We start from the raw sequence: 19,893 nt of genomic DNA on the forward strand, positions 1-19,893 counted from the left end.
GTGCGCCCGGCGTGCCTGCCGGCGACCCGGCGGGGGTGACGGTGGACAACGTCATCGACACCATCATCGGATGGTTCGTCGAGCTCGAGGAGCACATCCCGGGTTCCGGCAACATGGCCCGCGACCTCATCATCGGCCGGGTCCCCGAAGCCGACAAGGAGAGCATCTACACGCTGGCGAGGCATTACGCCGACGCCGCCAACGAGCTTGCCGACCTCTACGAAGAGGTCTCCCACGTCGCCGACGCGCTGATGGAGAACTGGGCCAGCCAGGGCGCGGTCCAGTGGACCGAACAGTGGCTGAACTACCTGCGGGCGGTCGGCGCCACCATGGAGGGGCTCAGCTCCCTGTCGCAGAGTCTGGACGGCTTCGGCTTCCAGATCGAGCTGCAGGAGTTCATGGTCGCGCTGAACCTCATCATGCTCGGCGCCCTGCTCCTGCAGCTCATCATCGCCGCGTTCTTCTCCGGCGGTGCCTCGCTCAGCGGTGTGGTCCCGGCGTTCCTCACCACCGGCAGGCTCATCGGCATCGCCACCACGAAGACCATCACGGCGATCGGCCAGATGACGCTCCGGGTGGCGCTGAGGAGCCTGACCCCGTTCCTGGCACGGGTCGCGCCGACGCTGGTGCGCACGGCCACCCCCGCGCTGACCCGCACCGCCCTGCCCGCGCTGACCCGCGCCTCCCTGCCGGTCCTCGCCCGCTCGACCCTGCCGGCGCTGCGCACCGCGGGGTCGACGTTCGTGCGCACCACACTGCCCAACTTCGCCCGCAACCTCGGCGCCGGCATCATGCGCGGGCTGCTGCCCAGGAACGTCATCGCCCGGCACGTCGCGGACCGCATGGCCAACCAGTGGCTGCGCTCGACGCTCACCAACGGGCTCATCCGCAACACCCTCGGCCGCAGCGTCGCCGGCGGGATCGGCCGGTCGGTCGGCTCCCGCGCCGCGACGATGGCCGCCGGCCGGGCCACCCGCGCCGCCTACGCCAGGGCCCTGGAGCAGCAGCTGGCCCGGCAGTTCGGCGCGCGGGTCGGCGGCCGCGCCATGGAAGGGGCGCTCGGCCGCCTCGGCGTCGACGCGGCAGGTCAGCAGGCGGCCCGCAGCGTCCTCATGCAGCAGGCGGCGGCGCAGACGGTCAAGGTGTCGTTCCGCACGGAGGTGGCGAAGTATCTCGGCACCCGCATCGCCATGGGCGGGCTGTTCATGGGCGGCGGCAACCTCATCGGTCAGCTGCACATCATCGACAAGCGCGGCCTCGACCCGGGTCTGCTCGACCTGGATCAGGTCAAGGTGTATGCAGCGCAGGGTGCCCTGTTCGGCGCAGGCATGTGGGGCAGCCCGCTCGGCCACGCCATCGGCGGTGGTGTGGCCGGCGGCCTCTTCAACGCCGCGACCGGTGAGAGCATCAGGGACGGCGTCCTGCACGGCGCGTTCGTCGGGGGTGTCTTCGGCGCCGCCAGCCACTTCACCGCAAACCCTGCCCACATGCCGATCAAGATCGGCCAGTCGGTGCACATCGTGCCGGCGGAGCGCGGGCCCGGCTTCATCACCAGGTTCGACACCCCGCAGGGCGGCCACGTCCCCGCGAGGATCGCCAACCTCAACGGCGTCGAGCAGTGGCACGCGCCGGGCCGCGGTGCCGCGTTCTTCCGCACCGAGGGCGGCACCATCCCCGAGGGTGGGCAGCTGCGCGAGTACGGCGTGATCGACCCCAACGGCAAGCTCCAGGTCCACCGGCAGTTCCTCGACCCGATCGTCGTGTCGGACCAGCCGCAGATCGCGACCGGGCCGTCGTTCGGCGCCGGGTCACCGCCACCCCCGGGCGGCCCGGGCGGTGGTGGCCCTACCGGCGGCCCGCACCAGCCTGCCGGGCCGGCCATCCGCGGCCCGCAGGTCGACGGAGGTGTCCTGCGCGGCCCGGACGCCCTCGTCGACGGTGGCCCGCCGCGCGGCCCCGAGGTCCCGGCCGACCACGCCGGGGTGGTGCGCGGCCCCGAGGCGTTGCGGACGGCCGACGGCGGCACACTCGTCCGCGGCCCGGAAAACCTGGTGGACGGCGGCACGGCCCGCCCCGGCGAGACCATCAGACCGGGGGAGTCCATCAGACCCGGCGAAACGATCCGCCCCGGCGAGAGCATCAGGCCGGGCGAATCCATCAGGCCGGGCGAGTCCATCAGGCCAGGTGAAAACGGCAGTCCTGCCGAGACGGTCAAACCCGGCGAGTCCGCACGGCCAGGCGAGACCACAAAGCCCGGCGAGACCACCAGACCCGGCGAGACAACGAGGCCGGGGGAGAACGGCAGGCCCGGGGAGAACGGCAGGGCCGGTGAAGTCACCAGGCCCGAGGACGGCACCGCGGCGGGCCGGAACGGCCACCCCGCCGACGGCCGTGACCTGCCGCCGCTGCTCGACCGCCCCGGTGACGCGGGACCGGTCGACCGTGGCCCCGCCGGCACGGACCGCACCACCGGACCCAGGACCGACCCGGCACAGAACACGGCCGTCAACCCCGCGCGGGATCCGGCGGCCGACCCGGTCACCACCGAACCGCCCGCCGCCGGTCGTGGCCCCGCCGAGATCCCGGCGGAGTTCCAGCGGCTGCGCGACGGCTACCCCGAACCGGCCGTTACGGGGCAGGTCACCCGGGCCGAGCCGCGCAACCTTTCGCTCGGCCGGTCGTTCGGCGCCGACGTGGCCGGTGACGCCACCGGGCTGCGCGGCGCCATGGACCGGGCCGTCGACCGGGTGCCCGCTCCGGCCGGTGCGGCTGCCCGCGGGCCGAACCTCGCCACGCCGTGGCAGGCCGTCCGGGTGGCGGAGCTCGGCGAAGGGCTGCACGGTGTGTGGTTCCGCGACGGTGGCCTCGCCGAGGTGCGCATCGAGATCGGCCGCAACCCCGGCGGCGCACGGTTCCGGGTGGAGTTCCCCGAGCTGCGGTTCGACGACGGGGGACCGGGCCGCCCCGCCGGTCCGGTGCGTGTCGTCGTCGACGAACGGGTCGGGGCCGGCAATCCGGCGACCCGCCCGGCGGAGGTCGCGGTCGGCCTGCGGCAGGCGCTCAACGTCGTCGACTCGTGGCTGAAGGGCCCGCCGGACGGCACGGCGGTGGCCGTGGAGACGGTGCGCGGCCCGCAGTCCCGCACCGGTGGTGCACTGCCGGAGCAGCTGCGCAACGCCACGGACACCTCCGTGCCGCCGGGCCGGGGTGCACCCGGTCTGCCGGACGGCCTGCCCGATCAGGGGCCGGACCCCATCACGGGCCGCCCGCCGGCGCCGGGCACGCGGGTCCCGCCGCGGATCATCCCGGTCGAGGTCGAAGGGGCGCCGCCGCGCGACGGGCTCTCGACGCCGGAGGTGACGCGCGACGCGTTCAACCGCTACATCGACGACATCCTCGGCAACGTGCAGCCGGACTCGCCGGTGCGCCTCACGCTCGAGAAGCACGGGCTGGTGGCCCACTTCCCGGACGGGCACTCGGTGTGGTTCACCCCGCAGGTCAACTCGATCCTGGCGGGCGGGCACCCGGCGATCGTGCGGCCCGAGATGGTCTGGACTGGCGAACGCTGGGTGCAGACCGGACCGGCGGTGGTCGCTGTGCCCGCGTCGGGGTTGCACCAGCTGCCGGCGGCGTGGCGGGCGCTGCACGACTCGGTGCACGACCTGATACCGCCGTCGAAGGCGACGCCGGACGGCCCCGTCAGGACACCGGACAGCCCGGTCGAGACGCCGCCGAAGCCCGCCGACCCGGTGGTGCCGGTGCGGCCCGCCGAGCAGGTGCCCGTCGTCGGTGCCGAGCAGGTGCGGGTCCGGGACACCACCCCGGCCGGGTCGCCGCCGCCGCGGGAGATCACCCCAGAGTGGGTGGGTGCCCGGCTCGCCGACAGGTCGACCCCGCCTGAGCTGGCCCGGCAGATCCAGGACCACCTGACCGACGGCGGCACCCCGAAGTCGAAGGCGGAGATCGACGCCGCCATGCAGCGGCTGCGGGAGGAGGCGGAGGCCGCCGTCGAGCTCGAGCGCGCCGACCGGCCGCCGCGGGTCAGCGAGCACTACGGCACGCGGTACCGCACCGGCGAGCAGCTCACCGACAACGTCCGGGAGCTCGTCGACCAGGCCAAGGCGCGGCTGGAGCGGACGTTCGAGCCGTCGCCGCGGCTCACCGAGCGGCTCGAGGCGCTGGACGCGGTCCGGGCACAGGCGGACCGGCTCGACGCGCTGCTGCAGGAGGCGCGGGCGACCGGCGACCTGGCCCCGGTCCGTGACGGGGTGCGGGAGCTGAGCCGGCAGGTCCGCGAGTACGGCGACCGGCACACGATCGTCGAGCACGACCAGCACCAGCGCCGTCCCGAGGTCGACGAGGCGTGGCGCGACCTGCACGGCGTCGACCCGCTCGACGCGGTGGAGATGGTCAACCGGCAGACGGCGATCGACCCGGTCACCCACCGGTTCCACCCGATGGACCGGGCGATCATCGGCGCGGCCGTCGAGCGGGTCATGCCCCGCGACGTCGCCGACGCCGTCATCGGGCAGCTCGACCGGGCAGTGCCGCTGCACGAGGTGCACGCGAGGGAGCTGCTGTCCGCGCGGGAGTACCGCAACATCGAGCACCACGTCCAGGGCAACGTCAAGGGCCTCTACGACGGCCGGCTCGAGCGGCTGCTCATCCGGCCGGACAGGTCGCTGATGGAGGTCGCGTCGACGGCGGTGCACGAGACGACGCATGCGCGGCAGCCCAGCTGGTCCCGGGAGGTGGCGGCCTTCCGCCAGGAGATCGCGGACCCGTACGCGCAGGACGTCGCGATCGCCCAGCGGCTGTTCCAGCGCGAATACGCGGCGTTCCAGCAGCAGCGCCAGTTCCTGGAGGGGATGGCCGGCAGCCGGACGGCGGCGCAGCTGGCCCGCGACGGGCACGACGCCGCGGTGCCGCGCGACTACCAGTGGCTGCTGGAGTCCGACAGCCGGGTCCGGCAGCACATCATCAACGAGTACGTCCGTGCCCTGCCCAACGGCAAGCAGCTGGCCAGCGACGCGTTCGGTGACGGCGCGGAGCTCGAACGCGGCCCGGCGGACGGCGGGTCCCGGCCGTTGCACGCCTGGCCGGACGTTGCATCGGGATATCGGGAGACACCACTCAGCGCCGCCGAACAGGCCCGCGCCAGGGTGGCGGCAGGGCCGGACCCTGTGGTGCCGGGCCGGTCGGCGCTGTTCGACGGTGACGGGCGCCGCCTCGACACCCGCGCGCTCGCCCCGGACGGCGTCGCGTTGTGGGGCATGGGCACCGACGGCACGTTCCTGGTGGTAGGGCCGGACCGTTCCCCCGGCAGCCTGGGGATGCCGCTCGCCGGCTACGGCAAGATCGCCGTCGTCGACGGTGTGGTGCAGTTCCTCTCCGGCGAGCGGATCGCCCCCGGGTACCTGCACCAGGTCACCGACGTGCTGGGCCGGGCCGGGATCGACCTGTCGTTCAAGGTGGCGCAGCCGCGGGTGGAGCCGGTGCGGCTCGACGGTGCGGCCCGGCAGGCCGTCGAGGACGTGGTGGACCTCTATGCCGCCCGCGTCGACGCGGCGGTCCCCGGCTCGCGGGTCGAGGCCCTGCCGGACGGTCAGGTGCGGGTCACGGTCCCCGGCCGGGCACCGGTCGTCGCCGACCTGTCAGGGGTCGCCCAGTCGCTCGCCGGCCGGCTGCACCCGGAGCAGCTGCGCACGGCGCTCACCGAGTGGCTCGACACGTCCGTGGCGGACGGGCTCGACCGTGCCGCGCCGGTCGACCGGCTCGCCGGCGGCGCCCGCGGCCCGGAGCAGATCCCGGCGATCGCCGACTCGGTGCAGCGGGGCCTGCCCGCGGACGCCCGGTGGAGCGTGTCGGCCGGTGCCGACCACGTCGTGGTCCAGCCGGAGAAGGGCCGGCCGATCGTCTTCCGGACCGCCGCCGAACCCGTGCCGCGCGCCGGTGAGCTGCCGGCGGCCGAGCCTTCGACGCCGGTGCGCACGGCCGCGACCGTGGCGGGGAAACCGGCCGTCGAGGTCGTCGTGCCGGAGTCGGTGCTGCACGACCCGGCCCGGCTCGACAGGTTCACCGCACGCGCCCTCGAGGCGCACGCCGTCGACGTCGCCGGCACCCGCAGCAAGGTCAGCGGGTTCGTCAACCGGCTCCTGGGCCAGGACAGCGAGCAGGCCGGCGCGCTGCGGCCGGAAGGCCGGGCGTTCAAGCTCAACGGTGACGACAGGCAGCTGCTCGCCCAGCTGAAGGTGCTGTCCGAGGCGCTCGAACAGGCCCCGCCGGGGCAGCGCGGCGTCATCGGCCGCGAGATCCTCGAGCTGGACCGGCAGATGTTCAAGCGGCCGGGGCAGTCCGGCGCATATGTGCAGTACAACCTCGCCGAGGACGCCCTGCCCGGCATCCACGAGACCATCGAAGGGGTCCGGCGCACCTACGGCACCCAGCATCTGGAGCCGCCCGCGTTCGTGCCCGGCACGCGGCCCGGCCCGGAGCTGGCAGGCCTGCCCGACCTTCCGCGCTCCCCGGAGCTGACCGGGGCGCTCATCGAGGCGGCCGACGGCGGCCGGACCTGGGTCAGCACCCCGCCGCCGGAGGTCGTGGCGCGCGCCGGCCGGTTCGACTCGCACGCCGTCGACGCGCTCACCGGCCACGTCCGGGGGCTGCTGCAGGCCGCCGCCGACCCCGCCTACTGGACCGACGGCCGGCCGCCGCGGATCGAGCTGCGCGCGCCCGACGGCATCGAGCTGCAACTGGCCCGGCGGCTCGAACACGTCCGCGAGCCTGTCGACACCGCGCTGTTCACCGACGCGGCCGGCAACCCGGTGCCGGTGCCGCGGGTCGAGGTCACCGGTCCGCGCACGCACGACTCGCTGCCGGCGATGCGGCTGGCGGAGGAGATCCGCCTCCAGGACGCCCGCGACCGCGTGTCGTACTTCGACGCACAGACCCGCGCGTCGATGGAGATCCACCTGCGTGACGGGCTGTGGTACGACGCCGAAGGGGTCCCGCTGGACGGGCTGTACCACTTCGTCGTGGAGCCCGGCACGCTGCGGACCTACGCGCTGCACGAGTCGCAGATGGGCCGGCTCAACGCGAAGCACGCGTCGTTCCTCGCCGGTGGCGACACCCTGTCGGCCGGTGAGTTCGTCGCCGTCAACGGCCGCCAGGTGTCGGTGAGCGGCCGCAGCGGGCACTACGTCCCGACCGTCGACCACGCCTGGATGCTGGCGGAGAAGGCCCGCGAGGGCGGTGCCGACGTCAGCATGTTCGACGTCGAGTCCGGTGCCAGCGACAGCAGCCGCTACAGCCGGCTGCGCGGCGAGCAGGCGTTCACGGCGGCCGTCGGCGAGATCGCCAGGCCCGGTGAGATCCCCGGCGTCGCGCGGGTCGACCGCGTCACCACGAGCCCCGCCGCCCGGCAGGACGCACTCGGGGTTCCCGGTGCGGTGCTGCGGGTGACGACGACCCGCGGCGTCACGTTCGACGTCGACGTGTCCAACGTGCACAACCTGCTGTCGACGAAACGCCCGGCCGGTGAGGACGCGCTGTCGTTCGACTCCGACCGGCAGGTGTTCACCGGCGACGACCAGCTCGCCTGGCTCGGCGCGGACCTGCTGCGCGCCCGGATCGAGCTCGGGATGGCCGAGACGGCCGGGCCGCCGCTGCCCACCCGGGACACCGGCGGATCGGCGGCGCCGGCCCGGGTCGAGCCGCTCCTGCCGGAGCTGCGGCAGCTGGTCGGTGAGCTGCTCGACGGCCGGATGCCGCCGGAGCGGGCCACGGCTGCCGTCACCGCTGTGCGGGCCGTCGGCGAGGGCCAGATCGACCGTGCCGCAGCCGCCGCCGGCGCCGACGGCACCCCGCTGAAGGCGATGCGGGCCGAGGTCCTCGCGCGCTACCCGGCCGTCGTCGACCCGCTGGTCGCCGCTCGGCTGCAGGCGGAGGGCCCGTCGCTGCTGGCTGCTGCCCGGTCGCCGGAGCAGCTCTACGACATGCTCCGCGAGGAGAGCACCCGGATCGGCAGGTCGTCCCCGTCGGGGGTGTCCGGGCTGACCGTGCCCGAGGCCGCCCGCGTCGTCGACGGCCTCGACGCCACGGCGGGCGCACCCGGCCGCGGGCACGCCGGCTCGCAGGTCGACGCATGGCTGGAGACACCGCAGGGGCGTGCCTACCACGAGGCCCGCACCGCGCTGGACGTGACGACGCAGGTGCCGTGGCGCGAGCCGGCCGACAGCGCCAGGTTCGGCCCGCCGGAGCAGGCACAGCGACCCGCCGCCGGCCTGCCCGAGCCGATCCGGGCGGCGCTGGAGCGGTACCCCACCACGGCCGGGCGCAACGTCGACACCTACATCGGTCACGACGGCCGCATCGGCACCCGCGACGAGCGGGCCGACGCGCTGCGGATCCGGGCGGCGATGCGCCCGGCCGGCGCGGACCTGCTGCTGCACGCGGCCGTGTCGCCGGCCGCCCTCGGCCTGCCCGACGTCACCGGGCTCGCCGGGATGGTCGGTGCGACCGTCACGCACAAGGGGTTCCTGCCCGCGTCGGCGCACACACCGCAGCAGTTCGAGCGGATCCGGCTGGTGATCGAGGCGCCGGCACAGACCCGGCTGACCGGGATCGGTGAGCTGACCGACGGGCCGGCCGACGCCGGCGTGCTGCTGGCCGCCGGGACCCGGCTGCGGCTCCTCGGCATCGAGCAGACCGGCGTCGACGTGTTCACCGTCCGCGCCCGGGTCGTCGGGCAGCACGACCCGGCGGCGCTGGCCACACCGCTGCTCGGCCACGACCGGATCGACTGGGCCGACACCCCCGGCGACCGCCCGCCGCAGCGGCCGGTGACCGCGACCGTCGTGCACGGCACGCGCTCGGAGGCCGACCGCCTTCCCGGGCCGGACCCCGCCCGGGTCGCCGGGTCGTTCTGGGAACGCGTCCAGCCGACCGGGCTGCACCGACTGAGCGACTCCGTCGTCCGGGAGGTCCGCCCGGTCCAGGTGCACACCGGCCCGGACGGCACCGTCGTCGCCGCCGACGTCGAGGTGCACCGCTGGACGGGCGAGCCGCTGCGGATGCGGGTCACCGCCGGTGACGTCGGCGACCTGCGGGCCCGCACGGAGGTGGCCGAGGGCGCCCCGGCGCGGGAGCCGGACGCGACCGTCGTGCTGTCGGACCGGCACGCCGACAGCCCCGACCTGCTCGGCACCTTCACCCACGAGACGTGGGAGGTCGACGCCCGGCTGAACCGCCGCGGGTGGTGGGGACCGGCCGGCGCGGACCCGCGACCCGACGTGCTGACCGACCGCCAGGGTGCACCCGCCGGCGACCGGCTCTCCGACCACGACCGCGGCGGCGTCGGCGACGTGCAGGAGCGCGTCGGGCGGATCGTCGCGGAGCAGAGCCCGGCGGAGCGGGCGGCGCTGATCGCCGACCTGCGGGCGCACCTGCGGCACCTCGGGCTCGACGGGCCGAACGCCCCGGCGCTGTGGCGGATGATCGACGCCGAGGTGCCCGCCGAGCGGCTGTCCCCGGCGCAGCAGCAGCTGTACCTGAACCTGCGCGAACCCGGCTGGGAGCACATCGCCGCCCTGCAACCCCCACCGTCCACTGTGGAACGCGGAGCGCCGCCGCCGCCCGAACCGGGGCCGACGCTGAAGGACCGGCTCCTCGGCCGGACCCCGCTGACCGGCCCGGAACGGGCCGTCCTCTCCGAGCTCACCACGGAGCTGCACGGCCGCGCCGCCGACGCCGCTGCCGACGCGCGGATCGGGCAGTTGCTGGACCGTCTCGGCCCCGGGTCCGCCGCCCGTGTCGTCGACCGGCTCCCCGCGGACCTGGCCGCGGCGGCCCGCGAGGTGGCCGACCCGGGTGCGCCGTGGCGCGCCGAGGCGGCGCAGCGGCGGCACGCGGAGGTGCAGGCCGCCGTCAACGGGGCGCTGCCGGAGCTGACGGCGGCGGGTCTTGTCGACCACGCCCGTCCGCACCCCGGCGGCGACGCCGTGATCGAGGTCCGCACCGCCGGTGGCGAGACGGTGACGCTGCCGGTGCACGAGCCCTTCGCGGCACTCACCGACCGGGCCGCCGGGCCGGCCGGTGAGCCGCTGCGCGTGCGTGCCGCGGCGGACCTTGCCGCGCACGTCGTCACCGCCCTCGGCGACCGGCTCGGCGTGCTCTGGGCCGGTGACGCCGACCTCGCCGCCGCCCGGGTCCTCACCCGCGGCCACGACGCGGCCCCGGCCGAGCTGCGGGAGGTGTGGCGCACCGCCCTGCTCGACCGGCTGTCCACATTGGACGCCACGCAGCTCGACGCGCTGCGCGGCGAGCCGCTGCCCGACGGCGTCGCCGGGCCGCTGCACGGCCTGCTCGCCGAGGCGATCCTCGCCGAGACGTGGCCGCTGCTCGTCGGCCCCGACCCGGCCGCGCTCGCCGCCGGCGTCGCGCCGGGCCCGGCCGCCGGGTCGCTGCACCTGACAGGTCACGACGGTCAGGTCCGGCAGCTGCCGGCCGAGGACGTCGCGGCACTGCGCGACTGGCTGCGCTCCAGGCTCACCGACGGCGCCGACGCCGCGCTGCTGCGGGCCGAGGCCGCGGCGATCCTGGGCGCGGAGACCGACGTCTACGGCCGGGGCGGGCGCACCCGCGCCGAAGGTACCCTGACCGCCCTGAGCCGCCTGCCGGACACCGTCGCCGAGCAGGCCCGTGCCGTCGCGGAGCGGGTCGTCGCGGACAACCCCGCCGACGCGTGGCGCCGCGAGGTGCTGCCACCCGCCGCGCAGGAGCTGGCCGGTCACGCCCGCGACGCGGTGCAGGCGGCCCGTGCCGCCGGCCGGACCGGTGACGGAGCCGACGCGTACGCGCCGCTGCGCACAGGGCAGGTCGCCGAGCAGGTGCGGGTCGCTGCGGGTGCACCCACCGCAGAAACCGTCACGGAACTCACCGGCACACTGGACCGGGCCGCGAAGGCCCTCGACGAGCGGGTCACCGCCCGGATCGAGGCCGCGCTGAAGGCCGAGGAGACCGCCACGGCGAAGGCGGCCGACCGCGACGCGGAGCAGGACCGGACCGACCGCAGCTCCGACGCCCGCGCCGAACGGGCCGGCGTCGAGGCCCGGCAGGCGGCCGACGTGGCCGCCCGGCACTACGCTGCGGCCGAACGGTTCTGGGCGGCCCGCGACGCCGCGACCGCCGCCCGCGACGCGTTCGAGCTCGTCCGGCTGGAGCTCGCCGAGCCCGATCCGGCGCGGCTGCGCGGATACGTCGACGCCGCCACGGCCGCGTTCGAGACCTACCGGCAGGCGGTGGCGGCGACCCAGCCGCTGCACGAGGTCCTGACGGCGGGCGTGCCCGGCGGCCGGATGCCGCACCTGGACGCGGTGACCGACACCGTCAACGCGCTGCTCGACGCCGCCGACGTCGACGTCGCCCTGCGACCCGACGAGGCCGACCGGATCCTGCAGTCGGTGTGGCGGCAGGCCGGCGGCGAGGACGGGGCCGTGTTCCCGGTCGGCATGGGCGCCGCCGAGGTCCGCGTCCGGTTCCACCCGGGCGACGCGGTCGAGGTGCCCCGCCCGCCGACCCGCTCGTCGGAGGTGATCACCGGGCACATGCCGCAGGCGACCGCCGGCCGGACCCTCGGCGCGGCCCTGAACCGCAACGCCGGCCCTGCGGTGGCGTTCCCGGTCGCCGCGGCCCTCGACGCGGCCATCGCCGACGGTGCCCCCGGCGCGCTCGGCGTGGTCAAGGAGATCGCCCGGCACGCCACCCTGAACGTCGGCGGCGAGTTGCGCCGGCAGTTCTCCGTGCAGGGGTCCGGCAACGACTTCAGCCTCACCGGCGCCGTCGCGGACAACCGTGGCGAGTCGGCGCTGTTCGACGTCGACGGCCACTGGACCGTCCAGGTCCGGCCCGGCCGCCCCGGCGCGGTCTGGACCGACCCGGTCCCCGTCGGTGACCGCGCCACCGGGCCGGCCACTGGGCCGGCCACTGGGCTGCAGCTGTGGGTGCCGCACCCCTACACCGAGCCGGCGCTGCCACAGACGGCGACGGACACGCTGCCGGCCGGGCGGCCGCGGGCGGAGCAGTTCCCGGAGCACGTCGTCACCGGGCTCACCGGCCTGGAACGGCTCAACGACACCGTCGTCGGCATGCTGCCGGAGCAGTACCGCCACGTCGGCGGGCCGATCCGCCAGCAGGTCCGCACCTTCGTCGTCGAGGAGCTGCCGGGACTGCTCGCCGACGCGATCAACGACCCGGCCGGGGTGCAGCGGCCGATCACCGACGGCGGGCGGGTCGTCGCGACCGTCACCGTGCACACCCGGGTCGTGCCCGGCTCGGCCGAGCTCATCGGCACCGCGAGCGACAAGTACCACCAGGAGCGGCTGCGCATCGCGTTCTCCGGCGCCTCGGGGTCGGTGACCATCGGCGGCTCCCGGCAGGCGGACCTCACGGCCGGGCCGCGCACCGACGCCGGTGAGCTGCCGTTCGGCACCACCGGGCTGCAGGGCACCGTATCGACCGGGTCGAGCGCGCGCGACGGGATCAGCGCCGGCGGCACCGCCATCCACCCGAGCGTGCAGCGCTACTCCGGGCACACCCAGGGCTACCGGCTGAGCGTCGTGCACGACGTCACGGTCGAGCCGTCCGGGTGGGAACCGTCGCGGCCCGACATGCTGACCCGCTCGGTGGAGAGCACCGGGCTGTTCCGGATGCCGGAGCCGGAGGCGTACCGCTACGGCCTGCCCGTCGACAAGGCCGCTGTCGAGCACCGGCCCGACGGCAGCGTCGTCCTGCGCGACGACCCGGAGACCGGCGCGCCGCCGAACAGGGCGGGGCGTCTCCCGGACTGGATCGGCCGGCACGGCATGGACGGTGCCGGGCCCGCCCTCGTGCAGCGCCTGACCGGGGCCGACGCGCTGCGCCTCGATGTCGCCGAGAAGCTTGCACAGGACAACCTGCTGCCGAGACCCGACGCCGACGGCAACCCGCGGCTGTCCGGGGACCCGCTGCGCCGGGCCGCCGAACAGGCGAACCTGCGGGCGCTGACCGAGATCTCCGCCGCCCGCCTCGAAGCCGCCTACGACCAGGCGGCGCAGGACGGCATCCTGATCAACCTGGTCCGGCAGCGGCCAGGTCTCGCACCCGACCACATCACGCTGCGGCTGCGGATCAAACAGGACTGGGACCGCGCCGAGCTGGTCGGGCACACCACCGCGGAGACCGTCGTCAACCTCGACATCGGCTCGTCGACGTTCGCGCGCACCGGCGGGCGGACCTCGACGCTGGCGGTCCGCGGCGAGGGCGTCGCCGACCTCACCCCCGGCGACGGTGTGGTCGTCCCCGGCGGGGCAGGGCTCGGCGGGGCCCGCACCGTGACCGGCAGCGCCGGCTGGCGCACCGGCGACACCGTCAACCAGGTGACCCTCGTCGAGGGCGGCCGGACCGCGATCTTCACCGTGCCGCACGTCCTCGAGGTCGTGCGGGTCGACGCTCACGGCGGGGGGAGCTTCGTCGCGTCGCGGGACGGCTCGGCGCGGGTGCTGTTCCCCGCCGACCTGCTGCCCCGCGCCGGTGCGCCGGTCCTGCCGCCCGCGCCGCGGACCGGACCCCCGACCTCGCCGGCGGCGCTGAGCTGGGCGACCGTGCTGCACCTCGACGCCGCCGGGGTGTGGGACGCCGTCACCCGGGTGCTGCCCGACGGCGCCCGGCCGGAGTCGGCCGCACACGCCCACCTGACGTCGTTCGCCAACGTGCGCAGCCTGGTGGCCAACCCGGAGTGGCTGCTCACCGGCCACCGCACCGACCTCGCCGTCGACCCGCGCGGCGTGACCCCGCTGCGGACCGGCCTGACCATCCAGGGCCGGGCCGGCGCGTCGCAGTTCGTCGGCGAGACCGACCTCGTCATCGGCGACATCAACTTCACGATGGTCGCCGACGCGGTCACGTTCGGCCGGCAGGTCGGCGGCGACGCGGGCGGCTCGCTGCGCGGCGGGCTCGACCTCGGTGCCGACACCGACGTCGCCGGCGAACCCGTCGGCGACGCCGCCGGCGGCCTGCGCGGCTCGCGCAGCTGGTTCAACGCCGAGTCGCACACCTCGACCCGCATCTACGGTCGTGAGCGGCTGCGGATCCACACCAGCGGCACCGAGAAGCAGTACGTCTACCGCATGCCCGTCGACCTGGAGATCACCGGCGTCGAGCACCACCCGAAGGCCCTCGGCGGCACCCGGACCGCGCACGAGAGCCTCCCGGCCCGCGACGTCGTCTACGCCATCCCGGAACGCGTCGCGCTGGAGCTCCACGTGGCCGGCGAGCACCCCGTCCCGGCCGACATGATCGCCGACGCGCTGCACCGCTACAGCACCGGGCACCTGACGCTGGACCGCAAGGTCGTCACCGGGCTCCTCGACCGGTACGGCACGCCGCCGGACCTGGCGACCGGCATCGCCTGGAAGCTCGGCGAGCAGTTCCCGGACGCGTCGGTGCCGAGGACGGTCACGGACCCGGCGGCCCGCATCAGCGCGATCATCCGCCAGGAGCAGGGACTGCCGGCGGTGCCGCCGGCGGAGGGTGCGCTGCGCCTCGCCGACCACCTCGGTCGGGCCCTCGGCCACAGCGTCCTGGAGCCCGCGATCCGCCTGTCGGCCCGCGACGGCCGGCCGGTCGAGCTGTTCCAGGAAGTCCTTGCCCGGGTCGAGCAGGTCGTGCCGGGCGCGGCGGAACGGCTGCCGGGGCTGTGGCAGGGGCTGTCCGGCAGCCTCGCCGGCAAGCGCTGGACGGGGCAGCTCGACAACATGCTGTCCCCGGAGGGGTTCACGGCCTCGTTCCCGGTGCCGTCCGGCCGGTTGTGGGTCGAGCACGTCACCGTCCGGATCACCGCCACGCTCGGCGGCGGCACGCCCATCGGCACCAGGCCGGACGTGCTGCCGATCCTGCAGGACTACGCGTACGCCCAGCATGAGCAGACCCGGGTGAGCGGCTACGGGTACGGCACCGGCGGCAGTGGGCACGGCACCGCCCTGGACACCCCGGAGGCCAGCGGCGGCACCAACCGCGGCTACACCAGGTCCGGCACCGTCGGCGGGCAGCGCACCGTCGTGCAGGGCCTCATGATTACCGACGGGGTCGTGCGGATGCGCCGGCCGATCGAGATCCACATCGAGGTGTCCCGGTCGGTGCCGCACCCGCTGAAGCAGCTGCCGCGGCGGATGGCCGACCTGGTCACCCGGCACGGCGCGTCGGACAGCTCCTTCGGCGTCGTCAGCGGCTCGCTGGTCCAGCTGGCCACCAAGGACCAGCTCGTGCCCCGCTCGTCGGCGGTCGTCGACGGCCCGGCCGACCCGCGGCAGCTGCCGATGCCGGACCGCTCCGTCGTCGAGACCGCCGACATCGGCAGGCTCCACGAGGTGATCAGCGACCGGCTCGCCGGCAAGGACATGCTGGGCCGCGCCGGGCTCGCCGTCCGCGACGCCGACCTGCGCAGGCAGCTGTCCGCGCTGGCGCACACCCCGGCCCTGGAACGCGTCGCCGGCCCCGGCGGGCACCCGTCGATCACGCTCAGCGACCCGGCCCGGGAGAACCGGATGGTCCAGGTGTGGGTCCGGGCCGAGCAGTCGCAGCTGCGCGTCACCGCCGAGATCGAGGTCGCCGAGATCCGCCGGGTCAACCGGTCGCAGCGCACCGTCGGCATCGGCGACGAACGGGCCCGGCTCGCCCTGACCGGCCGGACCCTCGCCGAGGACCAGAAGAGCCTCGGCGGGCTGAGCGAACGCTTCACCGGCGGCGCCGCGGCCACCGAGCAGACGTCCGCGCCGTCCGGTGCCCGCATGGAGACCAGCGACTTCCAGGAGAGCTCCGCCCGCACCGTCACCACCCGCGTCGACTACCACCTGACGTTCGTCGCCAAGACCGTCGGGCCCGGCGGGCGGGAGACGATCGAGGTGTCCGCGCAGATGCCGGACGCCGCCTCCGGCCAGGCGGTGCTCACCCTCTTCCAGCACGAGCTGGACGCCATCCGCGCCGGGCAGGAAGCCGGCGCCGGGACGAGCCCGCAGTGGCGGTTCGACCCGCGCGGCAGCACCGAGACGGCCCTCATCAAGCTCTCCACGACCGCGTCGCGGCACCCCGACGCCGCCGACCCGATCACCGCGGCGCTGCAGCTGGCCCAGGTCCGCCGCGCGGACGTGCTGCTGGACGTCACCGAGGCCGACGGAACCGTCCGCCGCTACCGGGCCGCCCCCGACGGCACGCTGCAGACCGACTTCCCCGACACCGGCTTCGCGACCGCCCGGGCGAGCGTCGACCCGGCGCTCGTCGAGCAGGCCCACCGGCACGGCCTGAACCTGCGGGAGGAGTTCCAGCAGTGGGCCCGCCACCCGGACGGGCACCGCACGTTCAGCGACGCGATCCGGGCCGCGCTCACCGACCCCGCCGCCGAGCTGCGCGGGATCGACTCGGAGCTCGGCGGCTGGGCGCCGCGCCCCGCCGATCCGTCGCGGCCGACCGCCGCGCAGATCCCCGGCGACGTGCGCACCTCGGTCGACGCCGTCGCGGCCGGCCTGCCGCGCAGCGACCCGCGCCTGGGTGACCTGCAGGTCATCCGCGCCGCCGCCGACAACGTCGAGGACCTGGCCGCCGCCGCCCGGCACAGCGGCGACCTCACGCCGCTCAAGGAGGCCCTGCGGGACCTCAGCGACCGGATCCGCGCCTTCGGCGACGAGCTCGCCGACCCGCTCGACCCGGCCGGGCTTGCCCGGCGGGTGTTCGGCGTCGACCCGGCCACGCACCGGTTCCACGTGCTCGACCAGGCGGTCGCGGTCGTGCTCGCGGAGAAGGTCCTCGGCCCGCGCTTCGCCGCCCGCTACGCCGAGGAGCTGTCCCGGGCGGTGCCGATGGACGGCGAGCACGCCGCCGCGGTGCTCGGCGAACGGGGCAGGCGGGTCGCGGCCGCGATGCTGGAGCAGGTCGCGCCGGGCGTGCACCGCTACGCCGGCTACAGCGAACGGGCCGGTGCGGTGTTCCTGCGGCCGGGCACGCCGTTCGTGGAGGCGGCGGCGAGCGTCGTGCACGAGACCGAGCACGCGATGCAGCCGAGCCGCGAGGCCCAGCGCCGGGCGGCCTTCGAGGGCCTCGCCGACAACGCCACCGCCGCCGACCAGGAGGCCGCACTCGCCAAGGTCACCATCGACCGCGAGCGGCCCGCCCACGAGCGGCAGCGCGACTTCCTGCTCGGCCTGGAGCGGCTCACCTCCGCCGACAACGCCGAGCTGGCGCCGCGGGCCCGCTGGCTGACCGACGGCTCCGACCTCGACGCCGGGCTTGCCGCGCGATACCTGCACCCCGAGCCCAACGGCCCGGAGCTGATCAGTGCCGTGTTCGGCCCGGACCGCATCACCCCGGCCGACCTGTTCTGGCACGAGCTCAGCGACCGGGTCGCCGAGGTCGCCGAACGGCGCGGCACGACGGCTGAACAGGAGCTGCGCCAGTTCGTCCTGCAACGGGTGATGGCCCGGGTGTTCACCACCCACCCGGAGCACTGGATGATCAAGGGCGGGCAGACGCTGCTGGCCCGTTGGCCGGATGCCCGGGTCACCAGCGACATCGACCTCGTCGGTCACACCGGCGCGTCCCGTGCCGAAATGGTGCGCCAGTACACCGAGGCCCTGCAGCGCAGCCTCGGCGACCACCTGACCTTCACGCAGACCTACGAGGCGCCGCTGCAGCACGGCATGGGTGCCCGGCTCAAGCACGACGCCTACTTCAACGGCCGGTTCGTCGCCGAGGTCAGCGTCGACCTGGCCCCGCCACGCAGCCGGCCGATGTGGGCACAGCCGGAGCTCGTCGACTTCCCCGAGCACATCATGCGCACCGGCGTGCCGGGGGAGAGCCCGCAGCTGCGGCTCATCTCGCTCACCGACACCCTCGCCCACAAGGTGTCCGGCATGTTCACCCAGGGCGTCAAGACCGCGCAGACCAAGTGCGGCGACTGCCTGCCCCGCACGGAGGGGACGTGGTCGTGCCAGACGGGGGACCTGCCGTATCGGGTGCAGGACCTCGTCGACACGATGTTGCTGGTCGTGAACCGCCCGTGGGACGCCGCCGCCGTGCAGCGGATGCTGCTCGAGGAGTTCACGTGGCGGATCGAGCAGGGCGAGCCGCTGCGGGTGCCGGCCAAGTTCTACATCCCGAACCCGGACTGGCACGCCGGCTATGCGGAGTTCGCGTCCGGCACGCCGGGCCTGCCGCTGCGGACCGTCGCCGAGGCCCTGCCGGTCGCGAAGGCGTTCCTCGACCCGCTGCTCAACCGCACCCGCGCGGCGACCGGCGTGTGGGACCCGGCGCGGCAGGTGTGGGCCGGTGCCGACCCGGTGCCCGCCGGCGAGGTGGCCGCCGCGGGCCGGCTGCGGGTCCTCGTCGTCGCACACGCCAGCGGCCGCAGCGCCGGGCTCGGCGGCCTGCCGGTCGCCAGCGGCGAGATCACCAGGGCGCTTGCCGCGCACCCCGGCGCCGAGGTCACCCTGCTCACCGTCGGCGAGACCGAACCGCACGGTGCCGCGGTGATCCGCTCCATCCCGCCGAACGAGGGCATGACCTCGCGTGAGCAGCTGTACGAGCTGAGCCGCCGCGAACAGCCCGACGCCGTCGAGGGCCTGCCACCGGCGAACAGCGACGCCTACGACGTGGTCGTCGGGCACTCCCGCTTCTCGAGCACCGCCGCCATGCAGATCCGCAACCGGTGGTACCCGTCGGCCGCGCTCGTCGACGTGCTGCACATGCCGATCGAGCGGTACGCGCAGATCCAGGGCCGGGCCGTACTCGGCGCCGAGTACGCCCGCCGCGAGGCTGTCGTCGTGCGCAACAGCGACCTCGTCGTCGGTGTCGGCCCGCTGCTGACCGCCGAGGCCCGCCACCTCGCCGAGGGCGCGATCCGGCCGCCGAACTTCCACGAGCTCATCCCCGGTATCGAGCTGCTCGGCGACGTGAGCGGGCCGCCGCCGGGCGAGCGGATGCACCTGCTCTTCACCGGCCGGGCATCGGATCCGGTCAAGGGCTACACCGACATGATCGCCACCGTCGCCGAGCTCGACCGCCGGGGGATCGCCGTGCAGGTGCGGGTCCGCGGTGTCCAGCCCGACGAGCTGGCGGCCCTGCAGGCCGAGGCGGACGCCGCCGTCGGCCGCCCGGGCGTCGTGGAGCTGCTGCCCTACACCACCGACCGCGGTGAGCTGCTGCAGGACCTGCAGTGGGCACACGCGGCCGTCATGCCGTCGAAGGTGGAGGGGTACGGGCTGTCCGGCGCCGAAGCGGCAGCGCACGGCCTGCCGGTGCTCGTCACCGCCGAGAGCGGGTTCGGGCAGTTCCTGGCCGACTCCGGCCGGATCCCGGGTACCGCCGGCACGGCGGCGGTCGTGCCGGACACCGGGCTCGCGGGCAACCAGCCGGCGCGGGCCGCGGTGTGGGCCGACGCGGTCGCCGAGCTGCGCCGCGACTACGTCCAGCGGCGCGTCGAGGCGGGCCGGCTGCAGACCACCCTGGCCGAGTACACCTGGCAGGACGCGGCCACCGGGCTGGCACAGGCGATCGTGGAGGCGACACCGGGCGCGACCCGCGACACGGTGCAGGGCCCGGGCGGCGCGGTCCGGCCGTACACACCCGGCACTGGTCCCGGTGTGGTGACCGGGCCGGCAGCGGGAGGCGTGGCCGGGGCGGCGCCGGCCGGTCCGCAGCCGGGCGTCATGACCGGGCCGGGGACGGGTGCCGGGACCGCTGCCGGTGAGCCGGGGGCCGGTGCAGCCGGTGGGGTCGGCGGACCCGGTCGCTCCGTGGATCCGGGCCGCGGCACGGATGGCGGGCGGCGTGGCGACGAGCGCGGGCCGGGGCCGGCGGCATGATGGACGT

Annotated in this window: 1 protein-coding gene; it reads left to right on the forward strand. The window is 75.6% G+C overall.

Annotation, left to right across the window (positions count from 1 at the left end):
- Window positions 1-11: 11 nt before the first annotated feature.
- Window positions 12-19,886, forward strand: coding sequence for a glycosyltransferase (locus ACFPIJ_RS58770; RefSeq protein WP_380128277.1), 19,875 nt, complete (start codon window positions 12-14; stop codon window positions 19,884-19,886).
- Window positions 19,887-19,893 lie beyond the last annotated feature (7 nt).

It is taken from the genome of Dactylosporangium cerinum, from assembly GCF_042653625.1.
In the GTDB taxonomy this organism is placed as follows: domain Bacteria; phylum Actinomycetota; class Actinomycetes; order Mycobacteriales; family Micromonosporaceae; genus Dactylosporangium; species Dactylosporangium cerinum.